This is a genomic window from Cypionkella sp., from assembly GCF_036782355.1.
Classification (GTDB): domain Bacteria; phylum Pseudomonadota; class Alphaproteobacteria; order Rhodobacterales; family Rhodobacteraceae; genus Cypionkella.
This window is the reverse complement of record NZ_DAIPZF010000036.1, coordinates 21,446-29,323: the sequence shown is the minus strand read 5'-3', so window position 1 is coordinate 29,323 and position 7,878 is coordinate 21,446. Positions and strand designations below refer to the sequence as shown.

Genomic DNA, 7,878 nt, shown 5'->3' with positions numbered 1-7,878 from the left:
GCCGATGCGCCCAAACCGCCCACATATCCCTTCAATTCCATCAATGTCAAAGAGCGAGGACACAAAACTGACAACACACCCGCTCTTCGGGCGCATCTGCCATCTTATCTCCAGTTATTCTTTGCGAGCATTTCAACTTCGCTTCCGCTTCCGTCCGTCTGCATCGCTGCGTCTGTTCGTCTTCGGTGAGGCGTTATCTAGGGTGAGTTGCTGGGGCCCGCAAGTGGAAAAATCGGTTTGCTTGTCTTTTTTCTGTTACGCCCAATGTTTATAGGGGTTTTTCACAGCGACTGCCTAAGGTTTCAGCCGGCAGAAAACCCTGTCTTTGGCAGATTGAAGCAAAACGCGCCGAATCTGGGGGGCGATTCCCTGATTTTAGCCGACTCGGGTGCCCTGATAGGTGATCTTTCCGCCTGCAATCGTCAGGGCGATTCCCATATTGCCCAGATCTTGCGGCGCCGTGGTCTCGATATTGCCATCGAGCAGCACCAGATCGGCGGCAAGGCCAACCATCAGCCGGCCGGTCAGATGTTCCATATGCGCAGCCCAAGCCCCCCCGGCGGTATAGGCGTAGAGTGTCTCGTAAAGCCCCATCTGTTGGTTGGCTGCCCCCTCGTAGGTTGGCCGCGTCAAAGCCGCCTGCACGCCGCGCAGCACCGAGACATCTGTCACCGGCCAATCGCTGGCAAAGGCAACCTTCGCCCCCGCCTCGACCAAGCTGCGGCACAGATAGGCATCTTGCCAGCGATCGCGTGCAATCACCGAGCCCATCGTCGACATCGGGAAATCCATCGCCCCGGGGGCATGCGGCGGTTGCAGGCTTGCCACGATGCCTAAAGCCGGAATGCGGGCAATATCGGCGGGGTCAATCAGTTCAATATGTTCGATGCGGTGACGCAGATCGCGGTTGCCGGTGCTTTGGGCGGCCTCGTAGCCGTCGATCGTGGTGCGCACTGCGCCATCGCCAATGGCATGCACAGCAATTTGCAGGCCGCGCCGATCGATTTCGGTGCAGATCTCGCGAAAGCGGGCGGGATCGAACAGCGGCGCGCCGGTGATATCGCTGTCAGGATAGGGGTGCAGCATAAAGGCGGTGCGGCTGTCGACCACGCCATCCATGAACATCTTTACAAAGCCACTGCTGACCCATTCACCACAATATTCGGCCGCCATCGCCGAGGCACGGTCCAGCTCGGCCAGATCCATATGCGGTTTGAAATGGAACGGCACCTTGACCCGCGCCGTCAGCCGGCCTTCGGCTTCTAAGTCGCGCAGCAGCTCGCAGGTGTAGCGGTTGCCATCCATATTCACCATCGAGGTGATGCCATGGGCTGCGCAATGCGCAAGCCCTGCCGCCACCTTGTCGCGATCCGCAGCGCGCATAGCCTCGGACGGCCAGGGCGAGGGTTCCGCCCCTGTGGCAATGCCCAACTGCAAATGCGCCTCGCCGCCCAAGGCCAGAATCGGGCCAAAGGCTTCGAACTCGCGCAGCTCGCCGCTGGCAAGCCCGTCTGGCGCCATCACCACCTCGTGGCCATGCGGCATCTTGGCCCCATGCAGCAGGCCTGCGGCGGTCAGAGCGGCGGTATTGGCCCAAACCGTGTGATGATCGGGCGACATCATTGCGATCGGGCGATCAGGCAACACGCGGTCCAGATCGGAGCGGGTCACTGGCGCGCCCAAGATTTCATAGCTTGCCCCCTGCGCCAGCAAAATCGGGCGCTGTGGGAAGGCGGCTGCATAATCGGCAAAGGCCTTGTGCAGGGCGTCAAAGCCGTAAAGGCCGCCCAGTTGCAGCTGGCTTAACTCGGCACCGCCCAAGACCAGATGCAAATGGCTTTCGACAAAGCCCGGCAATAGGCTGCGCCCGCCTGCATCTATCACCCGCGCGTCGGGCAGCGCGGCTGTCACCTCGGCATGACTGCCCACCGCCACAATCCGGCCTGCGGCAAAGCCCACCGCCTCGGCCCGAGGGCGCGCGGCATCCATTGTCAGCACAACCGCATTGGTCAGGATTGTTGGCTCTGTCATCACAAGCTCCTTTTGCAGCACCTAGGCGCGATCTGCGGCCAAACGCTCTGCCATCACACAGAGCATTTCAAACATGATCGAAATGCCCAGCCAAGCCGTGCCGCCGCTGGCGTCAAAGGGCGGCGAGACTTCGACCAGATCGGCACCGACAATCTTGATGCCTTTCAACTCGCGCGCCACCTGCAAGGCCTGCCAAGAATTCGGCCCGCCAACTTCGGGCGTGCCGGTGCCGGGCGCAAAGGTCGGGTCCACGAAATCAATGTCATAGGTGATATAGGTGTCACCGGTGCCCACGATCTCGCGCGCTTCGGCCATCACATCGGACACGCCACGGGCATGAAACTCGGCAATCGGAATGATGCGAATGCCGTTGGCGGCGGCAAAGTCCCAATCTTCGCGCCCGTAAGCCGTGCCGCGAATGCCAATCAGGCAATAGCGTTTGGGGTCGATCAACCCCTCTTCCACCGCGCGGCGAAACGGGGTGCCGTGGTTATAGCGGCTGGTGCCAAAGTAGATGTCGTTCAAATCGGTATGGCTGTCGAATTGTATCATGCCAACGGGGCGCTTTTTCGCCACCGCGCGCAGAATCGGCAGCGAGCACAGATGATCGCCGCCGCCCGTCAGCGGCAGAATGCCCGCAGCGACAACGCGGTCGTAAAACGCCTCCATCCGCGCCATCGAATCCATCAGATCGGCGGGGTTTGGCGCGACATCGCCCAGATCGGCGCAGTTGCACAGATCAAAGGGGGCTACCCAAGTTGCCCCGTTCATCGCGCGGATCATCGTAGACAGATCGCGCAACTGCCGTGGGCCATGGCGCGGGCCGGGGCGGTTGGTGGTGCCGCCATCCCAAGGCGCGCCGATCAGCCCGATGTCAACCTCGCCAAAGCGGTCATGCTCGAAGGGCACATGCGGCAGGCGCATAAAGGTGGGGATGCCCGCGAATCGAGGCAGATCGAAGCCCGAGACCGGTGCGAAAAATCCGTCGTTTGCTCTGCCTGTCATGATTTCCGCCTTTTGCTGTCGATTCTTTTCGGCATCAGATCAAATCCTTGGGCGATTGTCAGCCAAGCTGCGACCACATTCGCCCATAAGCGACCCCGCATGCATGCCAAGGCTTGACCCGCCCGCCGCCTTCGGTCCTTATCAGAGCGTCAGACACTGCCTCTAAGGATAATCGCATGTTCTCGAAAACCGCCGACCCAACGGCCGCACCACAACGTCCCGCAAGCGGCTCGGCGGCCAGCAACAACCGCTCGGTTTTTTCGCCCGACCTCAAAATCGTGGGCGACGTAACCTGCTTGGGCAGCATCGAAGTGCAGGGCGAGGTGGAAGGCACGATTGCCGCCCATACCCTGACCATCGGCACCGAGGGCCGTGTGCAAGGCCAAGTGGCAGCTGACAGCATCGAAGTGAAGGGCAAGCTTGATGGCCGCGTTGATGCCAACAGCTTTACTCTGCGCGCCTCGGCGCAAGTGGCCGCCGATGTCAGCTATTCGACGCTGGTGATCGAAAGCGGCGCGCATATCGAAGGCCGGTTTTCAAAGCCCAACGCGTAAATTTTCGGGCGCAGAGGCGCCTTAGCCGACAGGCGGGATTGAATAGGTCAAACCCGCCCGCGCGACGGGTTCGGCTTGTCCTTCGGAATAAAGCATCACATCCCCCACCGCCAAGCTGCGCCCCAGCTTCAAGATCCGCGCCTCGGCAAGCAGATCGCAGCCTGCACGCGGTTTGCGCATGAAATCGATGCTGCAATTGGTGGTCACCGCCAAGGCCACCGGCCCGATCCGCGCCAAGATCGCCAGATACATCGCCACATCGGCCAGCCCAAACATCGCAGGCCCCGAAACCGTGGCCCCCGGCCGCAAGTGCCGCTCGCTGACCCGCAGCCGCAGACATAGCCCGGCTTGATCCGACCGCTCGACCCAAAAATCATCCGCCATCTGCGGCATATCGCTGTGCAAAAACGCCTGCAATTCGGCCACCGTCATCTTTAATGGGCTCATGCCCCTGCCCCCCTTGCCGATCCTCGCATCAGACCCAAGCCCAAGCCCAGCGCCAAGACTGCCAGCCCAAGACAACTTCCCAGCACCACGCCAGGCCCACCGAGCTGCAACAGCGCCGCCCCGACCGAAGGCGCTGCCGCCGAAGCAAGGATAGGCGCCACCGATGTCGCCCCTGAAACCGCGCCAAAGCCGCGCCGTCCCAGAATATCGGCCACCAAGACCGGCCGCAAAATTGACAACAACCCTGCCCCAGCCCCCTGCATTGCGGCGAAAACAAAGATCAAACCGGGCAAGACCCCCGCGCTGATCAGCGCCAGACTTGCCGCAAAAATCGCCAGCAAAGACAAAACCGTCGCCCACGCATTGCTAAGGCGCGCGCCTTGCAGCAGCAGCGCCAAGCGCCCCAAAACTTGCGCAGGCCCAATGCTTGCCGCCGCCAAAGTCGCAAGCCCGCCCGAGGCCCCCCGATCTTCAAACAGCATCAGAACATAGGTCAGCAAGATGCCATGGTTCAGCCAAACCAGCCCAAACAGCACCGCAAGCGCCCAAAACGCAAGCCGGCGCATCGCCAGCCCCAGCGCGCCTGAATCGGGTTCGGGGCGCAGATCCTCGGCGCGCTCCAACCGGCGCAGATCGCGCACCGCCAGCATATTGACGCCCCCGCCAATCAGCACCAGCACGGCAAAGGCCATCAGAGCCGCCTGCCCGCCCAAGACACCGCCCAGCCAATGGCCCAGCGGAAAGGCCAAAGTGCCGGAAAACCCCGCAACCAAAGTCACTTTGGTGATCGCGGCGCGCGCGCCCAAGCCCAAGCGCCGCGTCAAAAAAGCAAAGCAGCTTTCATAAAGGCAACAGGCCTGCGCCACGCCGATCACGGCCCAGATCAGCACCCAGACCAGCGGGCTGCCAGCAAAGCCCAAAGCCAGCAGGCCCAAAGCCGCGACAACCGGCGCAAAGCCCAGCATCTCGCCGCCCCAACCCCTATCAACCCAAGCGCCAGCCAAAGGCGTTAGCAATGCCATCACCAAAAAGCCAACCGTCGGGCCCAGCGCCAATTCGGCCACGCTCCAGCCGGTGCCCGCGGTCAAATCCGGCAAAAGCGCCGGAAAGGCATAGTAAACACCTGCGTAGATCAGGGTTTGGCCCAGCGCCAGCAGCCAAACCGCCCGCGCAACCCGGCTTTCGCTCAAAGCCGGTACAGCGCTTTGAACTTGGCCTCCAGATAGTCCAGCAGCGGCGCTTCCGTGGGGGCAAAGCCGCAGGCCATTTCGATGGTGTCACGCGGTTTGCGCAGACCGCCGTGCTGTTGCACCCGCTCTTTCAGCCAGCCCACTGCACCGCTGGTATCGCCGCGCGCAAAGGCTGCGTCCAAGCCCGCAACCTGCGCCCGCATCGCCTGATGCAGACAGCCCGCATAGACATTGCCCAGCGTATAGGTCGGGAAATAGCCAAACAGCCCCACCGACCAATGCACATCTTGCAACACGCCATGCGAAGGCCGATCCACCGCCACACCGAAATCGGCCAAAAAGCGGTCGTTCCAAGCGGCTTCCAGATCGGCGACGCCCAGATCGCCGGCAATCAGCGCGCGTTCCAGATCAAAGCGCATCATGATGTGCAGGTTGTAATGCACCTCGTCGGCTTCGGTGCGGATATAGCCTGCGCGCACTTGGTTCACGGCGGCGTAAAACGCCTCGGGCCCTTCGACGTTCAGCGGGCCAAACTGCGCCACCATGCGGTGATAAAGCCAATCGGTAAAGCCAGCCGAGCGCCCGATCTGATTTTCGTAGATCCGGCTTTGGCTTTCATGCACGCCCATCGACACCCCGTGCCCCAGCGGCGTCATGCCGTAGGCGGGGTCGATGTTCAGCTCGTAACTGGAATGGCCGACCTCGTGGATGGTCGAATAAAGACAGTTGAACGGGTCCGCCTCGACCACCCGCGTGGTGATCCGGCTGTCATTGCCGCCGCCCGAGCTGAAAGGATGCACCGCCAGATCAAGCCGCCCGCGGCTCCAGTCATAGCCAAAGGCCGTTGCGGCCTCGCGCGCAAGCGCAAGCTGGCCGTCCTTGGCAAAGCTGCCCTGCAACGCCTTGGGCGTATCTGCGCCCAAAACCGCCTCGCGCAGCGCCACCAGCCTTGGCCGCATCCGGTCAAACATCGCCCCGATGCTTTGCGCGGTGGCTTCGGGTTCGTAGTCATCCAGCAATGCGTCATAAAGATCGCCGCCCTGTGCCAAACAGGCCGCTTCTTGCCGGCGCAGATCAATCACCCGCGCCAAGGTCGGCGCGAAATCGGCCACCCGATCCGCCGCCCGCGCCTTGGCCCAAACGCCTTGCGCCACCGAAGTCACGCGCGCCAGCTCTTGCGCCAAATCGGCAGGAATTTTCACCGAACGCGCATAGCTGCGCGCCAGCTCGCGCAAGATCGCAGCCCCCGCCGCATCGGGCGCTTGGGCGGCGTCAAGCCAATCTGCCAGCCGCGGGTCGGTGCGCCGCGCATGCAGCACGCCTTCGATCGCGGCCAGCTCTTCGCCGCGCTGTTCGGCTGCGGCTTCGGGCATCATGGTTTCCTGATCCCAGCCCAAACGCTCGGCGATCTTGCCCAAAGCTTCGGTCTGACGCTGATGCGCCATCAGCTCGGCAAAGGCGGTGTTATTGGTCATGCGGTGCCCTTTCTGATAGATCCAGCCAACGGATAGGCCGCCAAATGCCTTGCGCGCAGGATCAAAACCCAGAGCAGAACCGCACCAATCTGATGCGTGATCGCCAGATGCACCTGTGCCGCCGACAGCGCTGTGTAGATGCCAAGGGTCATCTGGGCCAGCAACATCAGCACAACCAGATGATAGGCCATCCGCGTCGAAGGCTGGCTGGCCTTGCGCGCCCGCAGCCAGACCACGACCCCATAAATCACCAACAGATAGCCCGCCATCCGGTGCATAAACTGCACCAGCCCCGCATTTTCAAAAAACGCCTGCCACACCGCGCCGCCATCGGGCAGATAAAACGCATCCGCCGGAAAGAATTGCCCGTTCATATCGGGCCAGGTTGGGAAATAGCGCCCCGCGTCAATCCCGGCCACCAAGGCGCCCAGCACGATCTGCAAAAACGCAAAATGCATCAGCCCCGTGGTCATGCCAAACAGCTTGCGCGACCCTGCACGGCGCGCCTGCAACAGCTCGGCCTCGCTGCGCCCCAGCAACAGCGCATACCAAGCCACCAGCCCCAGAATAACAAAGGCCATGCCCAGATGCGTCGCCAAACGGTAAGAGGCAACCGAGATCATCGACCCCACCAGCCCCGAAGACACCATCCACCAGCCCAGCGCGCCCTGCACGCCAATCAGCGCGCCAACGCCAAACAACCGACCGGTCCAGCCGACCGGAATTTTGCCCGCCGCCCAAAAGCCCACAAAGCCCAGCGCCCAGACCAAGCCGATCAGACGGCCCAACTGCCGATGGCCCCATTCCCACCAGAAAATGCCCTTGAAGGCTTCAAGCGTCATCTGGCTGTTCATCAAAAGATATTGCGGGCTGGCCTGATATTTGGCGAACTCCACCGCCCAATCGGCCTCGTTCAAAGGCGGGATGGCGCCGGTGACAGGTTTCCATTCGGTGATCGAAAGCCCCGAATCCGTCAGCCGTGTCAGCCCACCAACCGCGATCATCACCACGATCAGCAGGAAAATTCCCACCAGCCAAGCCCGAATTCCACGCCGCGCGCCCTTGCCGCGCCCGTCAATGCCGCCGCCCTTTGGCGGCTCTGGGGCTTTCGCCTCAACCTCTTCAAAAATCGCGCGCGTCTTGGCCATCGCCATCCCCATCTAGCTTGCGCCAGAC

Annotated in this window: 7 protein-coding genes; 1 reads left to right on the top strand and 6 read right to left on the bottom strand. The window is 62.1% G+C overall.

Annotated features, from left to right (window positions below):
* Positions 1–375: 375 nt before the first annotated feature.
* A complete protein-coding gene (locus tag V7Q10_RS12900; protein ID WP_333869517.1) occupies positions 376–2,031 on the bottom strand; it encodes an amidohydrolase in 1,656 nt (551 codons plus the stop codon).
* Between the two features lie 21 nt (positions 2,032–2,052).
* Entirely contained in the window at positions 2,053–3,036 is a 984-nt protein-coding gene (locus V7Q10_RS12895) for an agmatinase (RefSeq protein ID WP_333869516.1), read from the bottom strand.
* A gap of 176 nt (positions 3,037–3,212) precedes the next feature.
* Here V7Q10_RS12895 and V7Q10_RS12890 point away from each other — a divergent pair, with 176 nt between their 5' ends.
* The gene (locus V7Q10_RS12890) at positions 3,213–3,590 is read left to right on the top strand and encodes a bactofilin family protein (protein ID WP_333869515.1); all 378 of its coding nucleotides are present in this window, start codon (positions 3,213–3,215) and stop codon (positions 3,588–3,590) included.
* A 21-nt stretch (positions 3,591–3,611) separates the two neighbouring features.
* Here the strand turns inward: V7Q10_RS12890 and V7Q10_RS12885 are convergent, their stop codons facing one another.
* Genes V7Q10_RS12885 through ctaA form a run of 4 tightly spaced genes read right to left on the bottom strand, consistent with a single transcriptional unit; the run spans position 3,612 to position 7,850 of the window.
* Positions 3,612–4,037, bottom strand: coding sequence for a PaaI family thioesterase (locus V7Q10_RS12885; protein ID WP_333869514.1), 426 nt, complete (start codon positions 4,035–4,037; stop codon positions 3,612–3,614).
* Positions 4,034–5,227, bottom strand: coding sequence for an MFS transporter (locus V7Q10_RS12880; protein WP_333869513.1), 1,194 nt, complete (start codon positions 5,225–5,227; stop codon positions 4,034–4,036). The genes V7Q10_RS12885 and V7Q10_RS12880 overlap by 4 nt, the downstream gene beginning before the upstream one ends.
* A complete protein-coding gene (locus V7Q10_RS12875) occupies positions 5,224–6,702 on the bottom strand; it encodes a carboxypeptidase M32 (protein WP_333869512.1) in 1,479 nt (492 codons plus the stop codon). Before V7Q10_RS12875 ends, V7Q10_RS12880 begins: the two co-directional genes overlap by 4 nt.
* Positions 6,699–7,850, bottom strand: a complete 1,152-nt coding sequence (ctaA, locus tag V7Q10_RS12870; RefSeq protein WP_442885874.1) for a heme A synthase — start codon at positions 7,848–7,850, stop codon at positions 6,699–6,701. The genes V7Q10_RS12875 and ctaA overlap by 4 nt, the downstream gene beginning before the upstream one ends.
* Positions 7,851–7,878 lie beyond the last annotated feature (28 nt).

What these genes read in the sequence shown, in the direction of transcription:
- V7Q10_RS12900 (WP_333869517.1), bottom strand. Translation starts at nt 2,031, where the DNA reads ATGACAGAGCCAACAATCCTGACCAATGCGGTTGTGCTGACAATGGAT.
- V7Q10_RS12895 (WP_333869516.1), bottom strand. Translation starts at nt 3,036, where the DNA reads ATGACAGGCAGAGCAAACGACGGATTTTTCGCACCGGTCTCGGGCTTC.
- V7Q10_RS12890 (WP_333869515.1), top strand. Translation starts at nt 3,213, where the DNA reads ATGTTCTCGAAAACCGCCGACCCAACGGCCGCACCACAACGTCCCGCA.
- V7Q10_RS12885 (WP_333869514.1), bottom strand. Translation starts at nt 4,037, where the DNA reads ATGAGCCCATTAAAGATGACGGTGGCCGAATTGCAGGCGTTTTTGCAC.
- V7Q10_RS12875 (WP_333869512.1), bottom strand. Translation starts at nt 6,702, where the DNA reads ATGACCAATAACACCGCCTTTGCCGAGCTGATGGCGCATCAGCGTCAG.
- ctaA (WP_442885874.1), bottom strand. Translation starts at nt 7,850, where the DNA reads ATGGCCAAGACGCGCGCGATTTTTGAAGAGGTTGAGGCGAAAGCCCCA.